Below are 26,217 nucleotides of genomic sequence, written 5' to 3'. Positions count from 1 at the left end.
GAGGAGAATGATGTGACTCAACTGGGATTTTATATTGATCAAGCCCGTTGTATTGGATGCAAAGCTTGTGTAATTGCTTGTAAAGATAAAAATGATAATCCGGAGGGTGTAAACTTTAGAAGAGTTTATTCATTTGAAGAAGGAAAGTTTACAAAGGATAACAATGGTAGCTTTATTCAAAACGTGCAATCCTACTTCTTATCTATTTCATGTAATCATTGTGACGTGCCTAAGTGTGTTGAGAACTGTCCAACAACCGCAATGTACAAGCGAGAAAAAGATGGTGTTGTTGTGATAGATCATGATAAATGTGTGGGTTGTAAATATTGTGAATGGAATTGTCCCTATGGAGCTCCTCAATATAATGAAGAACTAGGAAAAATGACGAAGTGTGATTTATGTGTAGATCTTTTAGCTGAGGGACAAAGACCAGCTTGTGAAGGGGCATGTCCCGTTAGAGCTATTGAGATAGGGCCTATTGATGAATTGAGAAAAAAATATGGAGACAATGCTGATGTAAAAGGATTACCAAGTTCAAAGATTACAAAACCAAACTTAGTAATCAATGCACATAAACATGCTAGCAATTAAGGAGGAATAAATAATGAATGAATGGCCATTATTAATATTCACTATATCAATACAAGCAGCTATCGGTGGAACTTTTATGCTATGGGTTTTTCAATTTATTAATAGACGCAAAGATTTAAATTTATTTTCTCTGTTCAAGCTGCCACTTATTGTTATTGGTATTCTATCTGTTGTCGGCTTAGCTGCCTCATTTGCGCATCTTGGTACACCTACGAATGCATTAAATACGATCAGACATGTCGGCTCCTCTTGGATGAGCCGAGAAATTTTAGTGACTGGAACTTTTATAGGATTAGCAGTATTGAATGTGACTTGGCTATTCTATCATAAAAAAGTCCTTCCATGGTTGTTAATTGTCACAGCACTCGTTGGTTTTGTAGATGTTTATTGTATGGCAGCCATCTATACCCATTCCTTAATTGGACCTTGGCATTCCGTGAACACATTTTTATCATTTTACGGAACAACTCTTATCCTAGGCGCTGTGCTTGCTGTCACATTACTGACCACGAGCTTATATAAAAAAGGCATAGAAATTGAGGCAAAACAGTTTTTGAAAATAGGTTTAAGCACTGCCTTGGCAGGTTTTGGCTTGCATATACTTGGTACGGCATTATACACACCAGAAGCAACAGAAATCATCATTGTAAGCAGTTCAATTTCAGCAAGTGTGATGGCTACGTATAAAGTTATAACTGGGATACGATGGGTTATTTCAATTTTAGGTGTTTCATTGTTAGGTTATTTAACATTATCGTCTTATAGAAAGTCATATACGATCTTAACAATTGTTACTTTATTAGTTTTTGTGCTATCAGAAGGTATGAGTCGTTATGTATTTTACTTATTAGGTTCATAATAAAAAAATAAGGGGGCTTTAAAATGGGACTTATAAGTTCTTGGTTGGAAAGTTTGGATTATGATTATAAAATTTTACCACATTGTTCACTTTATCAAAGCCCTCGCTCGAGTTGTACAAAATGCATAGATAAATGTCCTGAAAATGCTATTGAAATAAAGGATGCAGAACCATTGATAGATACAACTAAATGTACGCAGTGTGGCAACTGTGTTGCTATTTGCCCTGTTCAAGCAGTCGAGGGTTTCTTACCTAAACGCTCTATTGTGAATAAACAGTTTATCATGGATTCTCAATCTGTACCAACTATAAAAGAATTACTTATTTACTATAAGAAAGGTATTACTACTCTTGTATGTGACAAGCAGGAACTTAGTCTTTCATGGAAAAATACAATTGAAGATACAAACAATATATTAGGTGAGTTGGGAGAACAGCCTTTTGAAATCAACAACAGACAAGAGTTATTAGAAGACGGCCATGTTATGACTCGAAGAGAATTATTTTTCTCATGGGAAAAAGATCTTAAGAAAATTGCTAAGAAGATGACCCCAGCTAAGTGGCGCTTTAATCATGAAAGTTTAGATCTATCAAAATATTATTTGGATTATCAGTTTGTTGATATATCTATAGATACAACGAAATGTACATTATGTACGGCATGTGAGATCTTGTGTGAAAAAGATGTTTTGCAAATTGGTGAGAAAGGCTTTTCAATTTCTGCCCAGCATTGCTCCAATTGCTCTTTATGCCAGGACATTTGTCCAGAGAATGCTATAACTCTTAAACAAGTTATTTCAAGAGCAACACTGGTGAATCACCAAATTTATAGTCAAACTTGCTCTGAATGTCATGAACCATTTAGTACTCTAAATGAATCGCAGAATATCTGTGTTGGTTGCAAGAAGAAGAAGGATCTTTTATCTATTAAATAAAAGGAGGAAGTCTAATGGCGAATATCGGTGTACCTAGTCTAATTTTAATTCTTGTCCTTGGCTTATTAATATTCGGTCCCAATAAATTACCAGAACTTGGACAAGCCGTTGGAAAAACATTAAGGGAGTTCAAGCAATCAACTAAAGGCATTATGGAAGATGATCATGGGCAAGGGAAAGATGACTCGAAATAGTAAAATCAGTGGGTGAGTGATAAAGGTTAAATTCTTAAACATAATTAGCCAGCACTGGGATGAGGTTTATCCCTCTGCTTTCGTTACAATGAACTCAACGCAAACGGTCTCATTTGACTACTATTTTCATCAGTTATTAACTCCGGATTTCCAATTAAAGTTTTAACTACGTCTACAGTACTAACTCTAGTAAAGTTAAAAAACACTCACATTTGGCACTGCATCCAGGTGATATAATTTAGATAACCAAAGGAATCACGATACAGGTCTAAAACAAGCTAAGAACACGGATTATAACCCTTTGGTCTTAGTAAGTTCCTAGATTCTAGATAGTAATAAAAAGTTAAAATTGGAGGCGGTATCATGCCAAAAATTTCACGAAGAAACTTTATGAAGTTTACAGCAGCTTCTGTTGCAGCTGCGGCACTAGCAGATAAGGAAACTGTTCAGGCTACAACTTTAGCTGGAGAAAAAGCGTTTCCATTAATGACGGCAGGAGCGGCAACGGCACTTGGTCTTTGTCATTTTTGCTCTGTGGGTTGTGGTCTTGAAGTAAAAGTGAAAGACGGCAAAATTATTTCCACAGAAGGTCTACCTGATCACCCAATTAATGAGGGTGCCTTATGTCCAAAAGGTCGTTCCATGAAAGAATTAACTAATTCAGAGGAGCGTTTAACACATCCTCTCGTTAGAAAGCCTGGCAGTGATAAATGGGAACCTATTTCTTGGGAAGAAGCTCTTGATACAATTGCAAATAAAGTAAAAGAAGTACGCGAAGATACATTTGTTGAAACGGATAATATTGACGGAGAAGACGTCACTGTTAATCGGTTAGATGGTATCTTTAGCCTTGGTAGTGCTGAAATAGATAACGAAGAAGCTTACCTTTATACAAAGTTTAATCGTGCCTTGGGCGTTCATAATTATTCACACCAGGCCGAGATATGACACGCTCCTACGGTGGCTAGTTTAGCCCCTTCATTTGGTAGCGGTGCAATGACAAATAGTTTTACAGATATGAAGAATTCAAAAGTTATTTTAATTGGCGGAAACAATACAGCGGAATGCCATCCTTTAGCCATGCGCTGGATACTAGAAGCACAGAAACGTGGCGCAACATTGATTGTTGTAGATCCACGCTTCAACCGAACTGCAAAAGTTGCTGATATATATGCTCCTGTCCGGCCTGGTACAGACATTGGTTATTTAGGTGCTATCGTCAAATATATTATTGATAATAAATTGTATGATGAAACTTATATTCGAGAGCATACCAATGCATTGTATAAAGTCAATCCAGACTTTAGTTTTCATGATGGTCTGTTCTCAGGTTATATAAAAGAGAATAACTCTTATGAGAAAGATAGCTGGACATATCAACTCGATTCAGAGGGTTTACCTCTAAAAGCAGACTCCTTAGATGATCCTGATTGCGTATTGATGAAGTTAAAAGAACATTTTAAGGACTATACTTTTGAAAAGTCTAGTGACATTACCGGCATGCCAGTCGATAAAATGAAATTGGTGGCTGAAACATTTGTTAATAATCGTCCTGGAACCATTTTATATGCACTAGGCATGACTCAAAAATCAGTAGGAACGCAAGGAATCAGAATGTATGCCATTATTCAACTATTACTTGGTAATATGGGAATGGCAGGTGGCGGAATTAACGCAAACCGTGGAGAGCCTAATGTTCAAGGGACAACAGACCTTGCTTGTATGGCACATATTTTACCAGGTTATATACCTATCCCTACTGACGCACATCCGACATTGAATGATTATATCCAAGCTGTTGGAACATCAACAGGTAAAAAAATGATATCGCTCTTAAAAGCTTGGTTTGGTGATAAAGCAACACCTGAAAATGAATTCGGATATCAAAATATACCGAAACGTAATTCTAAAATATCGAATGCTGCTTATGTTCCTATTTTTGAGAAGTTAAACCAAGATATGTTTAAGTTGGGCTTTATTTTTGGACAAAATCCAGCAGTAAGTACACCAAATTTAGATATGGCTTTAGAAGGTTTAAGTAAATTAGATTTACTAGTGGTATCTGAAGTTTTTGAAACAGAAACAAGTTCTTTTTGGTTACATCCAGACTATAATCCTAAAGATATTAAAACAGAAGTTATACTTTTGCCAGCAGCAGTCACTTTTGAAAAGGACGGAACTATGACCAATTCTTCTCGTTGGATTCAAGGCAAAAAGGCAATTGTTCCTCCACCAGGAGAGGCAAAGCCAGATGCTGACATTATCTATGAATTAATGTGGAAAATTAAAAAGCTTTACGCTAAAAGTAAGGATTCAAAGGACAAGGGTATACTTGACTCGACTTGGGACTACCCGGTTGAGAGCCATGGTATCAACATGGAGGCTGTACTGAAAGAAATAAATGGTTATGATTTAAAGACTGGTAAATTGCTAGAATCCGGTTCACAGATTCAAAGTATAGAACCTGGAAAGGTATCTTCCGGTTTAGGTGGACTTTATTCAGGCGTTATTACCGAAAAAGGAAATAATTCATTACGACATGATAACTCAGATCCAAGTGGACTTGGAATTCATGCTCAATGGACATTTGCTTGGCCGGACAATACAAGAGTACTTTGGAACCGAGGCTCTGTGGATAAAAAAGGGCAACCTCGTGATAAAGATAGAGCTCTAGTATCTTGGGATGGAAAAAAATGGGTGGGAGATGATGTCCTACACATCGCTGCGAAAGACAAAGCTCCAGATACGCCAGAAGGAGGTAAAGTCTTCTCAAATGGAGAAGGAAAAGGAGCATTATTCCGTGGAGCGTTCACCATGCCACAGATAGATGCGCCTAATATCGAACTTAAAAAGGGGTATGATCCGAATGTATTTAAAGCAGCCCCTATTAGTAAAGAAGGTGGCATTGGTGATGGGCCAATCCCAGCTCACTATGAATCACTGGAATCACCTGTTAAGAATCCGATGTTTAGTCAGCAATCAAATCCGACTTCGACGCATGAAGGATTACCTGAGTTCCAAGTTAATGATGGAGGAAATGATTACCCGCATGTCTTAACGACATATATGGTAACAGAACAGTTCTTATCCGGTGGTGTAACACGAAATACACCACAGTTAAATGAATTGATGCCATCTAACTTTGCAGAAATTAGTAAAAACCTAGCGAGAAAGCTAGGTGTCAAATCGGGTGACTCAGTTACAATCTCAACGCCTCGTGGTGAAGTTACAATTGATGCAATGGTTACAGATCGTATGCAAACATTAAAAGTGGATGGTAAAGATGTTGAAGTGATTGGTGTACCTTGGGGTTGGGGATTCAAAGGTTTAGTACAGGGAGAAACTATTAACACAGTGACTAATGCAGGTTATGACCCAAATACAGGGACTCCTGAGTATAAGTCTTGCGCATGTAATGTGACAAAGGGAGGGAAATAATCATGGCTGAGAAAAATGATAAAGCTATTTTGGTGGATACTACCCTTTGTACTGGATGTAAGGCTTGTCAAATAGCCTGTAAAGAATGGCACAACCTCCCAGCCACGGAATTCGAGAAGGTTCCTGGAACGTATCAAAACCCAGCTGATCGTTCTGTAAATACGCTTATGTTGATGAACTTTATCGAGCAATATGATGAAGACACTGGCACGATGGATTGGTTAATAAGAAAAGATCAGTGTATGCACTGTACTGATGCACCGTGTGTAGAGGTCTGTCCATCAGAGGCGTTATTTACTCACGAGGATGGGTTTGTTGGTTTTGACAATGATAAATGTATTGGCTGTACGTACTGCTCAAAGGCTTGTCCATTTGATATTCCTCGTTATGAAACAGATACATTAACTGGGAATAAGCGGATGAATAAATGTGATTTTTGTCAGGATAGAGTGACAAATGGTGAATTGCCGGCCTGTGTACGAACTTGTCCTACAAATGCTCTTGAATTTGACACGTGGGAATCCGCAGTAGAGAAAGCCCATGCTCGTGTAGACAGCATTAAAGATAGATTTCCGAATGCAAATGTCTACGGAGATACTGAAATGGGGGGAACACACTATATTTACATTTTAACGGAAGGACCTGAAACGTACGGTTTACCTGTAGAGCCAGAAACAAATGAATTAATCTCTTATCGCCGTGATGTTTTAAAACCAGCAACACAACTTCTAATGGGCGCCACAGCAGTTGGTTTATTGACTAACTTTATTGTGTCATCGGCAACGTTCGGAAATGAAGAGTCACAAGAGGAACCCCCGGACGATGGAGGCGAAGAAAATGAGTAAAAAGCAGAAGACGTTAGTGAAGAGATATAATCGAGTAGATATGGTATTGCATTGGACAGTGGCTATCGGATTTATCCTTGCTTTGCTTACAGGGTATGCAGTTTTCTTTGAAGGGTCGTCAAAACTATTAGTAACCGAGGCAGGTTATGTTATTAGGCTTATTCATAGAATTGGTGGTGTTATATTTATAATAGCTCCGATTCTTTACTTCATCTTTTCTAAAAAGCGATTTGGGTTTTTAAAAGCTTTTAAATGGAATAAAAGTGACTTCGGCTGGTTGCTAGCGGCTCCTAAACATTACTTTGTAGGAGGAGGTGACATGCCTCCTCAAGAGAAATACAATACCGGTCAGAAGATGTTTTACCTGTTCGCTGTTGTCTTTGGTTTCTTGTTAGCCGTATCTGGTCTAATTCTTTGGTTCAATTTGTTTTCACCAACAGTTGGACTTATCATGCTATTTCTCCATGATCTGTCAGCTGTTATGTTAACTTTATTTTTCTTTGTTCACGTTTATTTGGTTGCATTTCATCCAAATGAACGAACATCCTTTAATGCAATGACAACAGGTTACATGGATCGTGAATATGCAAAAGATCATCACGAACTGTGGTATAATGATGTTACAGAGCATGAAGAAAAAGAACCAGAAGAAAAAGTAACCCACAAAATAAGCTGAAGCTTTTACAAAAGAATATAAGAGTCGTCGCTTTAAGTGTACATCATGTCACTATAAAAAGGAGGATTTCTAATGGCGAACATAGGTATACCCAGTCTAATTTTAATCCTTGTCCTTGCGTTGATTATATTTGGCCCTAATAAGTTACCCGAACTCGGTCAGGCTGTCGGTAAAACTTTAAGAGAATTTAAGCTTTCCACCAAGGGTATTATGGAAGATGAAGAAGAAAACGACACGAAGGCTGAAGATAACAAAAAATAGAACTAGTTAACAAACTAAGATTTCTCGATTATTATGTTTTGAATATTTGTTGGAAGACACTTAGAACAATTAAAAGTTCGAGTGTCTTTTTCTTATAGTTAAGGAAACTATAAGATTAAAATTCCTGTGGATAACTTTATACTGAAAATTGGCCGCGTCCAGCTTCAGCGCCCAGCAACTACCAAGCTTCGAATGCCTTCCTACGATAAGTCGAACTCGAATCGCTCCGCTCTTCGGCTCTCCTTTATCTCGTCAGGTCTTCTCCAGCTTGTACGTTCCTAACCGGCCGCCCCGCGCTTTTGTTACGTCCAGTTTTAGCGCCCAGCAACTAGCAGGCAAGTTTTGGTATTAAAAAACTTGCGAGACTTCGTTTTTATATTCCATAACTGAACTGATTATTCAAGATGTATGATTCTTCAATTTTCCCCTCACGCATCTTGATAAGCGCTCATGTATTTCCTTTTTAGAATCATATAGCATAGTCAAAAGGCTGATTACAGCAGGGGCTAGCTCATAGTTAGTAATTGAGGTCAACGCTTAAAACATTGAGCACGTATATCTGGATTATTCTCAAAATAAAACGATTCCTCATCTAAGGGAATCGTTTTCTAAATACTTATTTATATTCAATTTGATTACATCTTACAATGCCGATGCGTTTTGTTTTTATAGGATTCATTGAAATGAGTATGATAGTCATAGGTGCGATGTCTTGTATAAGAAAGCGATCAACAGGATGATGATTCATTTAATTGACCGGCACTTTTATAAAAGACAGATTGACCAATTTTTATGCGGCTGATTTCTGTAAGGGTTTCGGGCCTTTGGTTGTAAGTTTACTTTTAAGATATGGAATCACCCAACGGTCAAGTCCGTATCTTCCAGCGTTAAACCCTGCAACAAGTAAGAAGGTTGTTAGTAAAACCATTTGCGCATTCGTACTTACTGTGCCACTGAATAAGAAGGCGAAATTCATTGTGATGCCCATGAGAGCTGCGAAGTTAGTAAAGATTCCTAAGATAAGTGCGACCCCTACCAAAACTTCTCCCCAAGCAACTAAAGTGCTGAAGAGTCCTGCGTTTGGCAAAGCAACATATTCCAGAAATACTGCCCACCAACCTTGTACAGCCGGATCTTCTCCCGCTGCACTTGCTATGGCACCCTGTAGGTATCCGCTTGCGTCAAATCCGCTTATTTTCCCTATACCTGCAGTTAACCAAGCGTACCCAATATAAATTCGAATAAATGCTAAGATTGCCGCCATGACCTTATTATTACGGATAAAATCGACTATCACAAATCTCATCTCCTTTAAATTATATTTTGTATACGCTTTCATAATAGCAGTTTTAAGGGATTGGGGGAAGATTTATGTTCAATAATTCACAATTAATCCGAAATGTCATGGCTAATATGTGAAAGAGTCGCAAGTAAACGGCATACCATAGGTTAAATTAAGTAAACTGTATAAGTATGTTGGTAACTAAAATCTTTTTATAACAAGATTTTTGTCTACATTATAAAGCAATCAAGCTTCAATTTATATGGAAATTATCATCTACACTCATCCAGAAAGAGTAATATGTTAAATATTTGTGTATAGAAGTTCGGCAAATGGAATATATTCACCTAATTTACTTTATAAGTAACGTTATATTCCATTTGCGATAACATTCTTTTGTTAATAACTGTTATAATGAAAATAAACTTTGAATTAATATAAAGACTCCTACCAGGAGCCAAATCCAAACAGCCGGTCATATCGGGGGCCTTTTCCTATGTTTGGACTCTTTTTGCTGGATGCCTCATCCACTACCCGAACAATTCTTTTTGTTTTGCTCCATTTGCACCCCACCTCCTTTGTTATATTGTATAATACCTATAAGGGTATATTAACAAGTGCTAGGTCTATTATCAATAAATGAGTTTCTTATTAATGTTATGTCCTAAGAAAACAAGAAAAAAAGAGGAAGAAATAAGTATTCTCCCTCTCTTGTAACTATAACATAAAAACTCCTGTGGATAACTTTATACTGAAAATTGGCCACGTCCAGCGTCAGCGCCCAGCAACTACCAAGCTTCGAATACCTTCCTACGATAAGTCGAACTCGAATCGCTCCGCTCTTCGGTTCTCCTTTATCTTGTCAGGTCTTTTCCAGCTTGTACGTTCCTCACCGGCCGCTTCAGCTTTTGATCGTCCAGCTTCGGGTGCCCAGCAAACTAGCAGGCAAGTTTTGGCATTAAAAAACTTGCGAGACTTCCTTCACCTCATGACACGATAAGTCAACATCGGCTCAAAACAATAAGGAAGGCCGACTAAGTTCAGCCTTTGCGGCTAACGTCGGCATACCCCTTTTGCAGGGGCATGTTTCCTTTATCTCCTATGTAATGAATGGTCAATTAAAACCGATGCTCCTGGGCATCAACATTGACCCACCTTGCTTGGCGAGGCGCAGTCCGTACGTTGCTAAACGGGCGACCCGCGCTTTTGTTCTGCAGGTACTATTTTACATAAATTGTTTTATCTTTTTTTACTGTTACTTCACCGATGACGTGCGCTTGGCTAGAATGATTAGTTTTTAGAGCATCAATAAATGGCATTGCTTCTTCTTCAGGCATACTAATTAATAAGCCACCAGAAGTCACAGCGTCGCATAAAATATACTGCTCATACGTCTGGATGTTCTGTGAATATTCAACAGCTTGTTCTAACCAACGATGATTCGCTTTTGAGCCACCTGGAATAATATTTTCTTCAGCCAGTTCTTTAGTTTCCGGTAAAAGCGGCACATCTTTATTGTTTATGACAAAACTGACATCACTTCCATTAGCCATTTCATAAGCGTGTCCCAGTAAGCCGAACCCTGTAATATCAGTTACGGCATGTGGGTTAAAGTTCTTCACCGTTTCAGCAGCATACTTGTTCAGCGTGGCCATAATATTTGAAACATAAGCAATTTCCTCTTGTGGTAAGCGGTCTTTCTTTATTGCTGTCGTTTGGATGCCGATTCCAATTGGCTTAGTCAACACGAGCACATCACCGGGACGAGCACCGATGTTTTTATAGAATTCATCAGGATGGACCGTTCCTGTCACAGACAAACCGAATTTAGGTTCACGATCATCAATGGAATGTCCACCGATAATATGGGCCCCTGCTTCTTTTACTTTATCCCCGGATCCTTGTAATATCTTTGCTAGAATCTCTGGGCCAAGGTCCTTAATCGGATAGGCGACAATATTTAAGGCTGTTTTAGGTGAACCTCCCATGGCATATATGTCACTTAAAGCATTCGCGGCGGCAATTTGCCCAAACATATAAGGGTCGTCCACTATTGGAGTGAAAAAGTCAAGTGATTGAATGAGTGCAATATCATCCGTTAGCTTGTACACACCACCATCATCTGAATGTTCTAGGCCAACTAGGAGGTTAGGATCATCATTTTCAGTTGGTAAATGACGCAAAACTTGCGTCAGGTCTTTGGGACCGATTTTACATCCTCATCCAGCTTTTGTTGATAAAGATGTGAGTTTTAGTTGATTGTCCACAGTTTCATCCTCCTTTTGATAATGAAATAGATGTGTCATAATAAGAGTATAAATCGAATACTTAAAAAAAGCGAACAAACTATATAAAACAATAGAAGGTGTTAAAAATGAATGTACTTTCTCAAATACCCGCTGTTCATCAATTAAAAAAGCACGACCGTTTTTTGGAACTCATCACGGTCTTAGATGTTTCAGAACAAGTATTGACAGATTGGCTGTCTGAACAAATTGATGTGGTTCGAAACAGAGTGATTAACAATGAACTAAATCATGAAGCTCTAAATCGAGAGAAGCTAATCGTGCTTATTTTTGATCAACTTAATGAAAAAATACATTCATTTTATCGAAATAATCTACAAGGAGTCATCAATGCGACTGGCGTTGTGTTGCATACAAATTTAGGCAGGGCTAGGTTGAGTAAGCAAGCTATTGAGCATATTCACAAGACAGCTTCCTCTTACTCAACCCTAGAGTATAATATACAAACAGGCACACGCGGTTCTAGGCATGATATTGTTGAGGAATATTTTAAACAATTAACTCATGCTGAAAGTGCTATGGTCGTGAATAATAACGCTGCAGCAGTCTATTTAGTATTAAAAGCGATCGCTTCAGGGGGAGAGGTCATTGTATCTCGTGGTGAACTTGTCGAGATCGGTGGTTCGTTTAGGATTTCTGAAATTATGGAAGAAAGCCAAGCTACGTTAATCGATGTTGGGACAACGAATAAAACACATGTCAGCGACTACGAAAAAGCTATTACAGAACAGACTGCATTACTCATGAAAGTACATAAAAGCAATTTTAAAGTCATTGGATTTACTGAAGAAGTTGACACGGATGATCTTGTCCACGTATCAAGGCAACACGATATTCCAATATATGAAGACCTGGGCAGTGGAACTTTGTTTGATTTTCAAAAAGAAAATGTAGGTGCAGAACCAACTGTCCAAGCTAAGGTGAAATCAGGGATTGATCTTTTGTCGTTTAGTGGCGATAAATTGTTAGGAGGGCCACAAGCAGGCATCATTGTAGGCAAAAAGATGTTTATTGATAAATTGAAAAGGCACCAACTGGCCAGAGTTTTACGAGTTGATAAATTCACTTTAGCGGGTCTGGAAGCAACTTTGAAATCCTATATAAGGGGACAGGAAAGAAACGACATTCCGACCATTCATGACATTATAGCATCAAGCCAATCCGTTTGGGAAAAGGCGACGAAGTTTGTGGAAAAGTTAAACAGAGCGAGTACTTCTTTTATTTGTGATATCAAACCCGGCAAGTCAAAAGTCGGTGGTGGAACAATGCCTGACGAAAAAATTGATACGTATGTCGTTTATGTGAAACATGATTTTTATAGCAGTGAGGAGTTATCAGTAAAGCTCCGTTGTTTTAAGAATCCAATTATTGTGAGAGTAAAAAGTGAAGCAGTACTTTTGGATTTCAGGACAGTTAACGATGAAGAATTGGAGCAGGTGATTAAGGCATTTTTGCAAATTGATATGGAGAATCTATAATATTTCTTTGGCGGGATCGTGTGGGAATCGAACCCACCGGAGACGTCACGCGCCTCCCAAATGGTTTTGAAGACCAAGGAGAACACCAGTACCTCATCCGACCCCGTGAAGATTTATATATATCTATTATATATCTATTTTAATTTCTAAGCCAAGAAAATACTTACTGAAAAGGCCAGGTGAACGAAATGAGTCAGTATTTTACAATTGGTATGGCAGGACATATTGATCATGGAAAAACGACTTTAACAAAAGCGTTAACCGGAGTAGACACAGATCGACTCAAAGAGGAAAAAGAAAGAAATATCTCAATCGAACCAGGGTTTGCACCGTTTATTAATAATGAACATATGGAAGTCTCTATTATTGATGTGCCAGGCCATGAACGATTCATCAGGCAGATGATAGCAGGTGTAGCTGGGATTGATATGGTTATTCTCGTGATTGCGGCGGATGAAGGTGTCATGCCGCAGACAAAAGAACATCTTGATATTTTATCTTTATTAGGAATAGAAGATGGATTCATTGTAATGACAAAAATAGATCGAACGGACGAAGAATTACGAGATATAGTTATCGACGATACAAAAGAAACAATGAAAGGAACCTTTCTTGAAGATGCTCCAATTTATATGGTGGATAGCCTGTCAAATAAGGGTGTTTCTGAGTTGCGAGAAGCTTTAATAAACACGTTGCATCAGTTAATTAAAAAAGATCAAAAAAGCTCATTCCGTCTTCCGATTGATCAAGTATTCACAGTGAAAGGCCAAGGTGTTGTCGTACGGGGGACTGTCTACGATGGAGCGTTAAAGCAAGGTGAAAGCCTGAAGATATTACCACTTGATAAAGAGGTACGCGTGCGGCAAATTCAACGTCATCATGAACAAAAAACTTTCGTCTCAGCAGGACAGCGTACGGCCATCAATATTAGCGGTGTGTCGCATAACAGCGTATCCAGAGGGGAAGTTTTAGTAGCTGATGATTTTTATTCCGTGTCAAATCGAATTGATGTCGCGTTTTATCCATTAAAAGACGTAAAGTATAAAATTAAGCAACGCCAACCAATTAAGCTTTTTATTGGTACTTCTGAAGTTATGGGGAAGTTAATCTTCTATGATCGAAATGAAGTTAAAGTAAATGATGGGCAAGAAATTCTTTGTCAAATTCAATTGGAAGAAGAAGTTGTGGTCACTCGTGGTGATCGATATATTTTGAGAAAGCCGACTCCGATTGAAACGATGGGAGGAGGCTGGGTAATTGAACCTGAAGCGAATAAACATCGATTTGGACAAGCAACGATTGATGAATTAATGTTGAAAAAAGAAGGGTCGTCAACAGACCGAGTCGAGTCGCTTTTAAAAGAAAAATTAGCGTTAACTCGCGAGGACATTTTAAAACAAGCATCTATATCCGAGGAGGAATGGAATGAAGTTAGTGCTGATTTACTGAAAATAGAGAATGGTTTCTTTGTCTTACCTTCGACTTTTAATCAAACGAAAGAGGACATTATTGAATTACTGGAAGGTTTTCATTTGCGACTTCCAATGCGGATTGGAATCAATAAAGCTGAGATTATATCAGAGTTAAAACATAGATATCCAGTTATCATGCTTGAAGATGCCATTAAATCATTACATAAGGCTGACGAGGTCAAAGTGATGGACCAGTATATTTCTTTAGTTGATGAGACGCCTTCATTACCACCTCAATATAAAGTGAGACTCGAAAACGTGGTGAAAGAGTTACGAGAACAGGGATTAGAAGTAGGTTATTGGAATGAGCTTATCAAACAGCACCACATCCCACAAGACTTACAGAGTGAGTTTTATAATTATTTAATTGAAACAAATAGAGCATATATTTTGGATGATGGAAGATTAATCACGAAATATGCGGTTGACGAGGCTTGTAGCAAGCTCGAAGCACATACTAATTTAGAAGATTTCACCCTTCAAATAGCGAGAGACGCTCTACAATTAACAAGAAAAAACCTAGTCCCCCTACTCGAACTTTTTGATCGGTTAGGTTACACAAAAAGAGTAGATAACAAAAGGAAGTGGGACGGAGGGACAGGCACCGCGTCCCATTAGTGCATTGGGACGCGGTGCCTGTCCCCTTTGTCCCAACCCTGCATCCAAGTAGTTATAAGGATGTGGGGTTTTTATAATGCGTTTATTAATATCTATTATTATTTTTTGCAAAATTAATAATAGATATTTTTATTACAGACTGGATATATCTATTGAAAGAAGAAATAAAGTGACGATATATAAAAAAAGTAGGAAATAAGAACTATGACATCAGGACGATAAACAGCGTTTTCCCTAAATTTTAAAGTGATACGCTTGAATGATTATAAATTTTAGAGGAGTGTTTTTTGAATGGTTATTTCAACAAAACAAAGAAGTGGTTCTATCACACATCTTTTAAATGGAACGTTATTGTCTTTGAAAACAGTCGTTCCAATGCGATTTGAAGTTATGAAGCCTCAACTAATTGAAAAGAATTTTCGTCTAACCTTTGGGGTTTTTATAGGGATTACAGGTGATATTAAAGGAAAGTTGGTTTTATCAAGCTCTACAGAACTCTTTAGTTCAATTGGTGAACTTATGTTTGGCATGCCTTTAGAAGGGGAAATGCTGAATTCTTTTAGTGGTGAACTAGGTAATATGATAGCCGGCGGTCTTTCAACGAATATTGCGGAAAAAGATATCAATATAAATATTACCGCACCAACAATCATGACAGGTGATACGACATTATCAGGTTATAGAAAAGGTGTTGAAGTAACTACTATATTTGAAGCTGATAAGGAAATGAAATTATTTTTATTGATGGATTAACTAAAAGGTTAGAAGAGGTGTTTTAAGTGGAAACAAACCCTTATTTAGAGCTATTTCTCGATGAAAGCAATGAACATTTACAAGCAGTGAATGATAATCTTTTAAAACTAGAAGAGGAGCCTACGAACCTTGATATTGTCAATGAGATATTCAGATCCGCTCATACTCTAAAAGGTATGGCTGCCACAATGGAATATAGTGATATTGCAACACTGACTCATCATATGGAGAATGTACTGGATGATATTCGTAATCAGGAATTAAATGTGACTACAGATGTGATTGACATATCGTTCGATGCGGTTGAATTGTTGGAAGAGATGGTTAAGTCGATAGCAGAGGGTGGGGCTGGAGAAAGAGACATATCGAGTCTTGTCGCCCGGTTAGATCAAATAGGAAGTTCGGAAAACATTGAGACGATGAAAACTGTAGACAAACCCGATGTTCATTTAGAATTAGATGAATACCAATTAACGGTTATTAAGCAAGGTAATGAACAAGGTTACAATAGCTATCAAATCACAATTGAATTAATAGAAGATTGCATGTTAAAAGCGGCTCGTGTTTTTATGATATTTGAAGTTCTAGAAGGTCTAGGAGAAATAATTCAAACCGACCCATCTGTTGAAGAGTTAGAGGCTGAAAACTTCGAACAAAGTTTTTCACTTATCGTGTTATCAAAAGAGTCCGCGAAAAAAATTGATACCGATGTAAACCGAATTTCTGAAATTAATCAAGTCATTATTTCATCATTTGATGTGACGGACTCTGTTAAAGAAAAGCCTGAGTCTAAATCAAGTCAAGAAATACATCAGGCCGGTGATGAGTCGGAAAGTAATCAATCTAAAAGTGTTCCTTCAAAAACAATTCGAGTCAATATGGAGCGAATTGATGGACTCATGAACTTATTTGAAGAAATAGTGATTAGTCGTGGCCGTTTGGAACAACTTTCAAGCGAACTAGAAAATCATGAGCTTACAGAAACGGTTGAAGAAATATCAAGAGCTTCTTCAGAAATGCAAAATTTAATTTTATCGATGCGGATGGTGCCGGTCGAGCAAGTATTCAATCGTTTCCCTCGCATGGTCAGAGGGCTTGCGAAAGATTTAGATAAAAAAGTAAAACTTGAAATAATTGGTGCGGAAACAGAACTGGATCGAACGGTGATTGATGAAATTGGAGATCCACTTGTTCATTTAATTCGAAATTCTGTAGATCACGGTATTGAATCACCAGAAGAACGGTTGAATAGTGGTAAGCCAGGAGAAGGTATGTTGATTTTACGTGCTTATCATAGTGGAAATCATGTGTTTATTGAAGTAGAAGATGATGGTGCGGGAATTAATCGTGACAAAGTTTTGCATAAAGCTATTGAAAATGGATTGGTAGATTCAGAGCAATCGGAACATATGTCAGATCATGAGATTCATCAATTAATCTTATCGTCAGGATTTAGCACGGCAGATCACATATCCGACGTTTCCGGACGCGGGGTCGGACTTGATGTAGTTCGCTCGAAAATCGAATCTCTCGGTGGAAAAATTTTAATACATTCGGCTGAAGGGGAAGGCAGCAAATTCATTATAGAATTACCTTTAACTCTATCTATTTTGTCAACGTTAATGGTTAACGTTGCCGACGAGATCTATGGCGTGCCTCTTTCATCGATTGTTGAAACAGCCATTCTCACGAAAGAACAGATTATGCATGCTCGCGGAAGATATGTGATGGATTTTAGAGGGAAAGTGGTGCCACTTGTATTTTTGAAAGAAGTATTTCAGGTTCCATGTGATTTGTCTGATGTGCAGGAGAATTATTTTTCAATTGTTATAGTGCAAAAAGGAGATAAATTAACAGGGTTGGTCGTAAATTCATTCATTGGACAGCATGAAGTCGTCTTAAAATCATTAGGTAATTATTTACAGGATGTCTACGCGATTTCAGGTGCCACGATTCTCGGGAACGGTCACGTGGCTTTGATTATCGATCCGAATGAGTTAATCAAATAACTAGAGGAGGTCGAAATATGGAAAACTCATCAAAATATATTGTCTTTCAATTAAATGACCAATCATACGGAGTCGATGTCCATCAAGTGATGTCAATTGAAAAGATGTCATCGATTACTGAAGTACCCAAAACATCCAAGTTAGTCAAAGGGGTTATGAATCATCATAGTGAAGTCATCCCAATTATTGATTTAAAGGAACGGTTGCAGCTTGGGAATTCGACATATACTGAAACGACACGTTTATTGATTGTCAATATTCATCAGACACAGTTCGGTTTAATTGTCGACGCAGCTACAGACGTGATTGATATTAATCCATCTATAGTAGATGACGCACCAGATGTAGTAGGAGGACTTGATCGATCCTTTCTCAAAGGGCTGGCAAAACTAGAAGAAGGTTTATTAATACTGCTTGATTTAGACTATATTTTAAAAACTGAAGAATTAAATGAAGTGAAAGAAATAATTGGTAATTAATCCAAGGAGGATATGGTAATGGCGAGAGTACTTATTACTGATGATGCAGCATTTATGCGTATGCAGCTTAAACATAATCTTGAGGAACTAGGACATGACATTGTCGGAGAAGCAGAAAAATGGATTAGATGCGATAGAAAAATATAAAGATTTAAAACCAGACCTTGTGACCATGGATATTACGATGCCTGAGATGGACGGCGTTGCAGCAGTCAAAGGAATTATGGAAATAAACCCAAAGGCAAATATTGTGATGTGCTCAGCAATGGGGCAACAGAGCATGGTGTTGGACGCCATTAAAGCAGGAGCAAAAGACTTTATCGTCAAACCATTTACACGAGAGCGAATTAAAGAAGCTGTTGGAAAATTAGTCTAGTGAAATCACATTAAAACGAAAGCGTGAATATAAAATGAAAAGTACTGATAAAAAACGACAAGAAAAGAGATCATTCAAATTAGGCAACATTTATAAAAACTCGTTGCAAAATAAAATATTAATTCCTTTTTTAATCTTGATTATTTTAACAGGAGGAATTATTTCCGTTGTCAGCTTTAAGTTTAGTGTGAGCAACACAACAGAAGAACTCACAAAAAATGTTGAAAGCCAAATGATTAGCATGAACGATACGTTTGAAATGTTTTTCTCAAATATAAGCGGCGTATTGGAACGTTTTTCAAATAATGATCTTCTCATTAATTATGAAGCAGATGATAAAGACGAATTGCTGCAAGCTTTTAAAGAGACGCAGGAAACCACACCATCTGCAATATCACTATATATTGGCACAGTTGATGGAGATATGATTGATTATCCTGTAACTGAAAAGAATAATGACTACAATGCCACGGATAGGACTTGGTACCAAAATGCCGTTGAAGCGGATGGAGACATTGTATGGACTGAACCTTATTCCGATGCAACATCAGGAAATCTCATCGTAACTGCCTCAAAGGCCTATTACAAAGGTAACAAATTAGCTGGTGTTGTGGCTACGGATATTCTGGTGGATACACTGACCGATATGATTGACAACGTGAAAATTAGTGATTCTGGTTTCGCAGTCGTTATTGATAATACTGGTAAGTTCCTTGCCCATCCCGATAAAAAGTTAATTGGGGAAGATCAATCAGATGCGGATTTCTACCAAATGATGATGAATAAAGGAGAACAGGGTCTGATCGACTACGAGTTGGACGGTGATGAAAGAATCGCAGGATTTGTCAAAAATCCGACGACAGACTGGATTGTCGCTGGAACCGCCCAATTAAAAGACTTTGAAAAACAAGCGCGTGGTGTTTTTGTACCGATCTTGATTGCTTTTGTTATCGTCTTAATCTTGGCCATCATTGTTTCAGTAGTCACTGCACGGAATATAACAAAACCGATTAGATTTGTTATGAATCGCATGAAAGCTATTGCAGATGGTGACTTGAGTCAGGAACCGTTAGAAACATCATCAAAAGATGAAACAGGTCAACTCGTTACAGCAACAAATAACTTAAATAATAATATGCGAGAATTGCTCGGTCAGATAAGCGTCGTTTCTGAAACGGTATCTAGCCAGAGTGAAGAACTAACGCAATCAGCTAATGAAGTGAAAGAAGGAGCCGAACAAGTCTCCTTCACAATGGAAGAACTTGCTTCAGGGTCAGAAACAGAAGCAAGCACGGCTAGTGACTTATCAGCAACCATGCAACAATTCACAAAAGATATTGATGACGCCAACAGTAATGGTGTAGATATCCAAAAAAGTACGGATAAAGTATTAGATATTACCAATGAAGGCAGCGAATTAATGGATGCTTCCAAAGGACAAATGAAGAAAATTGATCACATCGTTCAGGACGCCGTTGAAAAAGTTCAGGGACTTGATGATCATTCACAAAAAATCACCAAGTTAGTGTCAGTTATTCAAGACATCAACGATCAAACAAATCTCCTGGCACTCAACGCAGCGATAGAGGCAGCTCGAGCCGGCGAACACGGCAAAGGATTTGCAGTTGTCGCTGATGAAGTGAGAAAACTTGCTGAACAAGTATCAAATTCAGTTACAGATATTACAGATATCGTCACGAGCATTCAAAACGAGTCTAGTATTGTTGCAAAATCACTTCAAAGTGGATACGAACAAGTTGAACAAGGCACAAGTCAAATAGAAGCAACAAGCGATAAACTCGAGGGAATCAATCAAGCTGTAAAATACATGGTTAAAAATGTAACGTCAATTTCTTCTAGTTTAAACCATATTGCGTCAAGCGGTCAGCAGATGAATGGCTCTATCCAAGAAATAGCAGCTATTTCAGAAGAGTCAGCAGCAGGTGTTGAAGAAACATCAGCCTCTGCACAGCAAATTAGTGCTTCCATGGAGGAAGTTTCAACGAGCTCCAAAGACCTTGCAAAACTTGCCGAGGGACTATCTGAGTTGGTCAATCAGTTCAAATTGTAAGCTAAAAAAATTTTATATAAGAAGAGACTGCAGAAACACAGATGGTAAGAATAAGCTTCTGCAGTTTCTTCATGTTGTTGAAAAAATGAGCGTTCGACACATATGAATTATTATTGATTTGGAGGTTGGAAAATGGACAAGGGATCAAGTATTGGATTACTACTGGGACTGATTACAATTAGTCTTGGGATGTTTCTAAAAGGAGTCAGCCCAGTAGCCATAATTAATCCAGCAGCATTAGTTATTATTTTTTTAGGAACCGCTGCTTCAGTTTGTATTGCTTTTCCAATGAGCACACTTAAAAATATTCCGGCACTATTTAAAATAATATTTACGAAAGAAAAGAATCAAGACTATAAAGAAGTTATTACACAATTTGAAGAGTGGGCTGACGTTACGCGTAAAGAAGGCCTGTTATGGCTTGAAGGACAGTTGAATAACATCAATGATCCTTTTTTAGTTTCGGGATTACAGTTAATTGTCGACGGACAATCACCTGATTTTGTTAAAGAAGTCATGTTAGAAAAAATTGATGCCATGGAACAGAGGCATCAAAAAGGGGTCTCAATTTTTACACAAGCCGGTACATATGCACCAACTCTAGGGGTATTAGGAGCAGTCATTGGATTGATTGCAGCTCTCGGTAATATGGAAGATGTGGAAGCCTTAGGAAAAGCTATTTCTGCTGCGTTTGTTGCGACATTACTAGGGATTTTTTCAGGTTACGTCCTCTGGCATCCGTTTGCGAATAAACTAAAAGAAAAGTCTGAGAATGAGGCGCTAGTCAAAATGATTATGACAGAAGGTTTATTATCAATTGCGAACGGAGAATCGCCGCAAGTTGTTAAAGATAAATTATATTCATACCTTCCATCTAATTCTATTTTAAAAGTGGAACAGGAGGGGGCCAATGAAAAGAAAGAAGCGTAATAAAAGTTCAAAGATTAATGAATCATGGCTACTACCTTATTCAGATTTATTAACATTATTAGCTGCTCTTTTTATAGTACTATTTGCCATGAGTGAAATAGATGCCCAAAAGTACAAGGAAATGTCACAAGTGTTTAAGAGTGAGTTCAGGAATAATGAAGGGATACCCGGAGAAAGTGGCAGCATGATTGATAACCCAGATGAAGAAATAAAAAGTGAACAAAGAGAGGCTGAATCAGAAGTAGATAGTGAAGTTGTTGAGGTAAGCGAATTACAGGCACTTCAAGAAAAAATTAATAATTATATTACAGAAAACAAACTATCTGAAGTTTTGGATACGAAACTTACAGATGAAGGGTTACTCGTTACAATTTTAAATGATATCTCATTTGACTCCGGCAGTGCCAGTGTGAATAAAAACGGAAAACAAATTGCTGAAGAAATGTCAACACTACTTTATGCAGACCCGCCTCGCCAGATTGTTGTTAGTGGGCATACAGATGACCAACCAATTCATAATGCAGACTTTTCCTCCAACTGGGAGCTAAGTGCCATGCGAGCAATAAACTTCATGACTCTTATTCTAGCAGCAAACGATGATTTAGACCCAACCAAATTCAGCTCCAAAGGATTCGGTGAACATCGCCCAGTCTCTAAAAATAACAATAAGAAAAACCGAGCAAAAAATAGAAGAGTAGAAGTACTCATTTTACCAAACTGGGACAAGGGGACAGGCACGCTGTCCCCTTAATAAGAAACTATCATTCTTAGAATCTTCACTACAAATATCGCTGAAAAATTGACGAAGACTGCGTGGAAAACGTTAAATCTACTCGGTTTAGATTCCATTTATGGCTTTTTCACATGTTGACAACCTCATTAGTATTCAGTATTTTTTGTTTACTAGATTACTTACATTCTATGGTGCGAAAATACTTTTGAGGTGGTATTTACCAATGGTTAGAAAAGCAAGGAAGAAAAGCCGCAATGGAATATACCATATTATTATGAGAGGTGTAAATCAACAGACCATATTCGAGGAAGATAATGATAGACAAAGATTTTTAGATACGCTAACGAGGTATAAGGAGATTAGCAAATATAAGATATACAGTTATTGTTTGATGGATAATCATATTCATTTGCTATGGGGCGAATCTGAAGAGGAAAGTGTGTCTGAGTCAATGAAAAGAATTTGTTCAAGTTATGTACATTGGTACAACGCAAAATACGAACGAACAGGACATTTGTTTCAAGAGAGATTTAAAAGTGAGAATGTCGAAGATAAGCGGTATTTTTTAACTGTCTTAAGATATATTCATCAGAACCCGGTAAAAGCAAAAATAGAAAGTAATGTGTTTAAATGTAAGTGGACAAGTGCACAAGAGTATATTTTTGGAAGAGACTTGGTTGATATTGAGTTTGGTCTCCAATTATTTTCCTCTATTAAAGAAGAGGCTATAGAGCTTTATATCAATTATATGCAACAGAAAAATAACGATAAATGCCTAGAAATTACTACTCGAATAAAAAAGTCCGACCAGGAAATAAAGAAATACTTAGCAAAATTAGGGTTTCCCAGAGCGAGCCTCATTCAGCAAATGAAAAAAGAAAAAAGAGACGAAATCCTAGCTAGCTTAAGAGAACTAGAAGGAGTATCCATCCGCCAACTAGCCCGAGTAACAGGCATATCCAAAAGCGTCATAGGAAGAGCAGGAAGGGACGGAGGGACAGGCACGGCGTCCCGATCCCGATAAGTATAGAAAATGATTGTATAAACTTGAATGGTGGAATTCGGCTAGTATGTTGATTTCCCCCAAAGAAATAGAGCAAACTGGGACAGCGTGCCTGTCCCCACGTCCCACTATAGTTCTGTTCTTAGTTCCCAGAGTTCGGGGAAGAAGTATTGGTCGAGAACTTTTTTTAGATAGCGTACGCCGCCTGAGCCTCCTGTGCCTTTTTTGAAGCCGATAATTCGTTCTACGGTTTTCATGTGTCTGAAGCGCCATTGTTGGAATAAATCTTCAATGTCGACGAGTTCTTCTGCTAGTTCGTATAGCTCCCAGTACTTATCTACGTTTTTATAGACCGTCATCCAAGCTTGTTTCACACTTTCATTTGGGTGATGTGGTGTTGTGACATCACGATTTAGGACTGCATCGTCAATGGGTAGTCCTGCTTTTGCCAAGGCTTGTATGGAGACGTCATAGATACTGGGTGCGTGGTAGGCTTTTTCAATTCTCTTATGTAGCTCATGATCCTTCTCATAGATTTTCAAGACATGTTTTGTTTTATAACCTAGAGCGAATTCAATCAAGCGATTTTGATAGGATTGAAATCCGGATGCTTGGCCTAGAAAATCACGAAATTCAATGTACTCACTCGGTGTTAAAGTGGCAAGCACGTTCCAGACATCTTTTAATTGTGTTTGTACTTGTGAGACACGAGCTAATTTTTTAAAGGATGAAGAAAAGTGACCGCCTTGAATATCATGAATCGCTGACTGGATCTCGTGTAAAATTAATTTCATCCATAATTCACTGACATGGTGAACGATAATAAATAACATTTCATCGTGATGGTCGCTTAGACGATGTTGGCTCGTTAGTAATGTATCGAGTCCGAGATAATCACTGTAAGTCATTTTCTCCTTGAAATCAGTGTGGATTGTTTTTTCATTTTTAAAAGCTTTATATTCGTATTCATCAGTCATTTGTTGTCCCCCTCAATTGGTTTAATAATGGCGCGAACTAAACTACCATCTGCTTCTTCAAGTGGTAATGGCAGGGCGATGAGTTCATAATGACCTTCCGTGACACCGTCAAGCATCACATTTTCCAAAATATAAATATTATGGCTATTGAGTGCGTGGTGGCCAGGCAGCTCTTTGCTCGTCACAGGGTCAACTGATGGTGAATCAATTCCGACAAGCTTAACACCAAGAGACGCCATATACGCAGCACCGTCCGGTGTAATTGGTGTAACCTCACTAGGAAATCGATCCGGCCGATTAGGTAAAGACGTGCGAATTAATAAACGCTCAGTTTGTGAAATATCCTTGCCTTTAAGTGCCTGTTCATTGATTGCCTGCGCATGCCCCATATCAACCACCTGACACCTACCGACAAACCGTCCTAGTTCTAAATCTATAATTCTTTCACCTTCATTTAAATAATGAAAAGGTGCATCAACATGTGTACCGACATGTGTGCTAGTCTGAATACGACCGATATTGACCGAACCAGTTTTATCTTTCGTAAGTGGTGTATCGTAATGGAAAGCAGTATCGCCCGGCCAGTGTGCTAATGTATTATTTAGTGGTTGTGAAATATCAATCCAATTTGTCATTATGATACAATGTTCCTTTCATTTTCGAACTGCTCGTATTCTTTATTTTCCATAATTGTCTTTAAAACTTGCACACAATGATAGACATCTTCAAAAGAATTATATAAAGCGACCGGGGCGAGGCGGATACCACTAGGCATACGAAAGTCAGGAATGACGCCATGCATTTTTAGAGCTTTACAAATTCGGGCAGCTTCAGCATGCTCTAGATAAACATGTCCGCCCCTCTGTTTTGGATCAATTGGATTACGAATTTCAAAATCAAACTCACTCAGTTCATGTTTGATTAAGTTCATCATATAATCAGTTAATTGCAAGGACTTTTCCCGGACACTTTTAATCCCCGCTTCATTAAATAACTCAAGTGCCCCAAGAAGTGGTGCTGCACTGAGAACATGTGGAGTGCCAATTTGAAATGCACCCGCATCTCCAGCATGGGTTAAGGTATGTTCCATATCAAATTGCTCCTCTTTATTTGAACTGAACCAACCCGCAAGACCAGGTTCAACACCAAAATGTTTCTCATGTAAAAACAATGCCCCAACACTACCAGGTCCACCATTTAAATGTTTATATGTACACCAAAAAGCAAAGTCAACACCCCACTCATGCAAATCATGAGGTAATGCGCCAATCGAATGGCATAGATCGAAGCCAATTTTTATGCCCCGTTCATGTGCAGCCGACGTCAACTTTTCCATATCTAGAATCTGCCCGCTGCGATAAAGGACACTTGGTAAGACAATGAGTGCAACGTCTTCTGTCATGGCTTTAATAATGTCTTCTTCATCAAGCAAATGGCCATCCTTACTTTCGACTTGGATAAGATGGCTGTCGTCATAACCTTTTAACTTGAGCTGTGCCTTTAATGCATAAATATCACTCGGAAAATTAAGTGTATCCGCTAAAATTTTTGTTCGCTTTCCTTCTGGTTGGTAAAAGCTTGAGACAAGATGATGTAAGTTAACGGTAGTGGATCCTGTTACAATAACTTCTTCCTTCTTCCCTCCAATTAATGTCGCCATACTTCCCCCGAGTGTTTCTGATAAGAAAAACCAGGGGTGCTCCCCGTCAGTCCAGCCATCAATGGTATGTTCTTTCCATGATTCAAGTAGAGCAAGTGTTGATTGTTCAGCACGTTTACTAAGGAGGCCGAGGGAATTCCCGTCCATGTAAATGCTATCTTCTTTAAGATAAAATTCATTTCTAAAATTTTTTAATTTATCCTCTGAATCTAATTGTTGTGCATATTTTAGTTCAGTATTAAATGTCATGATTTCCATCCTTTCGGGAGGC

At 38.2% G+C, this 26,217-nt stretch carries 23 protein-coding genes, 1 tRNA gene and 1 pseudogene; 19 read left to right on the top strand and 6 right to left on the bottom strand.

Annotated features, from left to right (window positions below):
* Nucleotides 1–12 precede the first annotated feature (12 nt).
* The 9 genes from KQI49_RS08740 (at nt 13) to tatA (KQI49_RS08700) (ending at nt 7,799) form a co-directional block, all read left to right on the top strand.
* Nucleotides 13–591 carry a DMSO/selenate family reductase complex B subunit gene (locus KQI49_RS08740; RefSeq protein WP_216488095.1) on the top strand — a complete coding sequence of 193 codons (579 nt, stop codon included), beginning with the start codon at nt 13–15 and terminating at the stop codon, nt 589–591.
* 13 nt (nt 592–604) lie between these two features.
* On the top strand, nt 605–1,450 hold the full coding sequence (locus tag KQI49_RS08735; protein WP_216488093.1) for a dimethyl sulfoxide reductase anchor subunit family protein: 846 nt from the start codon (nt 605–607) through the stop codon (nt 1,448–1,450).
* A 23-nt stretch (nt 1,451–1,473) separates the two neighbouring features.
* On the top strand, nt 1,474–2,385 hold the full coding sequence (locus KQI49_RS08730; protein ID WP_216488091.1) for a 4Fe-4S binding protein: 912 nt from the start codon (nt 1,474–1,476) through the stop codon (nt 2,383–2,385).
* A gap of 14 nt (nt 2,386–2,399) precedes the next feature.
* Nucleotides 2,400–2,579: a twin-arginine translocase TatA/TatE family subunit gene (gene tatA / locus KQI49_RS08725; protein ID WP_216488090.1), complete on the top strand. Its 180-nt coding sequence runs from the start codon at nt 2,400–2,402 to the stop codon at nt 2,577–2,579.
* Between the two features lie 363 nt (nt 2,580–2,942).
* A complete protein-coding gene (locus KQI49_RS18980; protein ID WP_216488088.1) occupies nt 2,943–3,527 on the top strand; it encodes a molybdopterin-dependent oxidoreductase in 585 nt (194 codons plus the stop codon).
* Nucleotides 3,528–3,575: 48 nt separating this feature from the next.
* On the top strand, nt 3,576–6,017 hold the full coding sequence (locus tag KQI49_RS08715; protein WP_216488086.1) for a formate dehydrogenase subunit alpha: 2,442 nt from the start codon (nt 3,576–3,578) through the stop codon (nt 6,015–6,017).
* A 2-nt stretch (nt 6,018–6,019) separates the two neighbouring features.
* Complete coding sequence (locus tag KQI49_RS08710) at nt 6,020–6,862, top strand: 4Fe-4S dicluster domain-containing protein (protein ID WP_216488085.1); 843 nt, start codon at nt 6,020–6,022, stop codon at nt 6,860–6,862.
* Nucleotides 6,855–7,538, top strand: a complete 684-nt coding sequence (locus KQI49_RS08705; RefSeq protein WP_216488083.1) for a formate dehydrogenase subunit gamma — start codon at nt 6,855–6,857, stop codon at nt 7,536–7,538. Before KQI49_RS08710 ends, KQI49_RS08705 begins: the two co-directional genes overlap by 8 nt.
* A gap of 72 nt (nt 7,539–7,610) precedes the next feature.
* On the top strand, nt 7,611–7,799 hold the full coding sequence (gene tatA, locus KQI49_RS08700) for a twin-arginine translocase TatA/TatE family subunit (protein ID WP_216488081.1): 189 nt from the start codon (nt 7,611–7,613) through the stop codon (nt 7,797–7,799).
* Nucleotides 7,800–8,589: 790 nt separating this feature from the next.
* Here tatA (KQI49_RS08700) and KQI49_RS08695 read toward each other — a convergent pair.
* Together KQI49_RS08695 and selD are read right to left on the bottom strand one after the other, a co-directional pair.
* On the bottom strand, nt 8,590–9,096 hold the full coding sequence (locus KQI49_RS08695) for a DoxX family protein (protein ID WP_216488079.1): 507 nt from the start codon (nt 9,094–9,096) through the stop codon (nt 8,590–8,592).
* Nucleotides 9,097–10,301: 1,205 nt separating this feature from the next.
* The gene (gene selD / locus KQI49_RS08690) at nt 10,302–11,387 is read right to left on the bottom strand and encodes a selenide, water dikinase SelD (RefSeq protein ID WP_216488078.1); all 1,086 of its coding nucleotides are present in this window, start codon (nt 11,385–11,387) and stop codon (nt 10,302–10,304) included.
* Nucleotides 11,388–11,455: 68 nt separating this feature from the next.
* On the opposite strand from selD, the gene selA reads away from it, so the two are divergent.
* On the top strand, nt 11,456–12,865 hold the full coding sequence (selA, locus tag KQI49_RS08685) for an L-seryl-tRNA(Sec) selenium transferase (protein WP_216488076.1): 1,410 nt from the start codon (nt 11,456–11,458) through the stop codon (nt 12,863–12,865).
* A gap of 8 nt (nt 12,866–12,873) precedes the next feature.
* Here selA and KQI49_RS08680 read toward each other — a convergent pair.
* A tRNA-Sec gene (locus tag KQI49_RS08680) sits at nt 12,874–12,970 on the bottom strand.
* 83 nt (nt 12,971–13,053) lie between these two features.
* On the opposite strand from KQI49_RS08680, the gene selB reads away from it, so the two are divergent.
* From selB to KQI49_RS08635, 9 genes and pseudogenes are all read left to right on the top strand, one after another.
* Nucleotides 13,054–14,955 (top strand): selenocysteine-specific translation elongation factor, encoded by a 1,902-nt coding sequence (gene selB / locus KQI49_RS08675; RefSeq protein WP_216488071.1) that lies wholly within the window; start codon nt 13,054–13,056, stop codon nt 14,953–14,955.
* A gap of 291 nt (nt 14,956–15,246) precedes the next feature.
* Nucleotides 15,247–15,708 carry a chemotaxis protein CheX gene (locus KQI49_RS08670; RefSeq protein ID WP_216488069.1) on the top strand — a complete coding sequence of 154 codons (462 nt, stop codon included), beginning with the start codon at nt 15,247–15,249 and terminating at the stop codon, nt 15,706–15,708.
* A gap of 26 nt (nt 15,709–15,734) precedes the next feature.
* On the top strand, nt 15,735–17,717 hold the full coding sequence (locus KQI49_RS08665) for a chemotaxis protein CheW (RefSeq protein ID WP_216488067.1): 1,983 nt from the start codon (nt 15,735–15,737) through the stop codon (nt 17,715–17,717).
* Nucleotides 17,718–17,734: 17 nt separating this feature from the next.
* The gene (locus KQI49_RS08660; RefSeq protein WP_216488066.1) at nt 17,735–18,196 is read left to right on the top strand and encodes a chemotaxis protein CheW; all 462 of its coding nucleotides are present in this window, start codon (nt 17,735–17,737) and stop codon (nt 18,194–18,196) included.
* An 18-nt stretch (nt 18,197–18,214) separates the two neighbouring features.
* Nucleotides 18,215–18,572 (top strand): annotated as a pseudogene (locus KQI49_RS08655) (response regulator).
* A gap of 34 nt (nt 18,573–18,606) precedes the next feature.
* Entirely contained in the window at nt 18,607–20,643 is a 2,037-nt protein-coding gene (locus KQI49_RS18565) for a methyl-accepting chemotaxis protein (RefSeq protein ID WP_253286735.1), read from the top strand.
* 132 nt (nt 20,644–20,775) lie between these two features.
* A complete protein-coding gene (gene motA / locus KQI49_RS08645; protein WP_216488064.1) occupies nt 20,776–21,573 on the top strand; it encodes a flagellar motor stator protein MotA in 798 nt (265 codons plus the stop codon).
* Complete coding sequence (gene motB / locus KQI49_RS08640) at nt 21,554–22,324, top strand: flagellar motor protein MotB (RefSeq protein WP_216488062.1); 771 nt, start codon at nt 21,554–21,556, stop codon at nt 22,322–22,324. The genes motA and motB overlap by 20 nt, the downstream gene beginning before the upstream one ends.
* Before the next feature lie 205 nt (nt 22,325–22,529).
* Complete coding sequence (locus KQI49_RS08635; protein WP_216488060.1) at nt 22,530–23,330, top strand: transposase; 801 nt, start codon at nt 22,530–22,532, stop codon at nt 23,328–23,330.
* Nucleotides 23,331–23,437: 107 nt separating this feature from the next.
* Here the strand turns inward: KQI49_RS08635 and kynA are convergent, their stop codons facing one another.
* The 3 genes from kynA to kynU are packed head-to-tail and all read right to left on the bottom strand — an operon-like array spanning nt 23,438 to nt 26,195.
* Nucleotides 23,438–24,286 (bottom strand): tryptophan 2,3-dioxygenase, encoded by an 849-nt coding sequence (gene kynA, locus KQI49_RS08630; RefSeq protein ID WP_216488059.1) that lies wholly within the window; start codon nt 24,284–24,286, stop codon nt 23,438–23,440.
* Nucleotides 24,283–24,921, bottom strand: coding sequence for an arylformamidase (gene kynB, locus KQI49_RS08625; protein WP_216488057.1), 639 nt, complete (start codon nt 24,919–24,921; stop codon nt 24,283–24,285). Before kynB ends, kynA begins: the two co-directional genes overlap by 4 nt.
* Nucleotides 24,921–26,195: a kynureninase gene (gene kynU, locus KQI49_RS08620; protein WP_371817539.1), complete on the bottom strand. Its 1,275-nt coding sequence runs from the start codon at nt 26,193–26,195 to the stop codon at nt 24,921–24,923. Before kynU ends, kynB begins: the two co-directional genes overlap by 1 nt.
* Nucleotides 26,196–26,217: the final 22 nt, after the last annotated feature.

Origin of the sequence: Virgibacillus sp. MSJ-26, assembly GCF_018918075.1 — a bacterium.
Classification (GTDB): Bacteria; Bacillota; Bacilli; order Bacillales; family Amphibacillaceae; genus MSJ-26.
The sequence above is the reverse complement of the archived record's forward strand: the minus strand, read 5'-3'. Positions and strand labels throughout refer to the sequence as shown.